This window comes from Wolbachia endosymbiont of Tuta absoluta (assembly GCF_059414725.1).
Genome location: NZ_JBNRJY010000267.1, coordinates 1 through 391 on the forward strand (window position 1 = coordinate 1; position 391 = coordinate 391).

The window sequence follows — 391 nt, forward strand, 5'->3', positions numbered from 1 at the left end:
TGAATTTTCTCCTTACTGTATTTCAAAGTAATTATGCTTTTTGAGCAATTAGCTTATTGATAACTGAAAAGTTTAAAGTATATTCGGTAAATCTCTCTCTCTCTCGCTCTCTATCTCTATCTCTATATGTTTTCTCGGTAATCGAAAACTCATGGAATGGAGATGATGAAGAACAACCCGTTTTACCATCCTCCCGGTCGTGTATCAATACAATACAATACAATACAATAATTCTTTATTGTTCACTGTGTAGGTACATAGGTCTTATAAAACAAATTAGTCACAACAGTGTATCCATTGCGGATGTACAATAATAGGTAAATAAATAAATAACAATCAATTATTATAAATCTAATGTGAATGCATGCAAAATTTACAATATTCTGTTACT

At 30.4% G+C, this 391-nt stretch carries 1 protein-coding gene; it reads right to left on the bottom strand.

The features are described 5' to 3' along the window. Window positions 1–31: 31 nt before the first annotated feature. Complete coding sequence (locus ACJ5GX_RS02960) at window positions 32–223, bottom strand: hypothetical protein (RefSeq protein WP_495292687.1); 192 nt, start codon at window positions 221–223, stop codon at window positions 32–34. Between the last annotated feature and the right edge of the window lie 168 nt (window positions 224–391).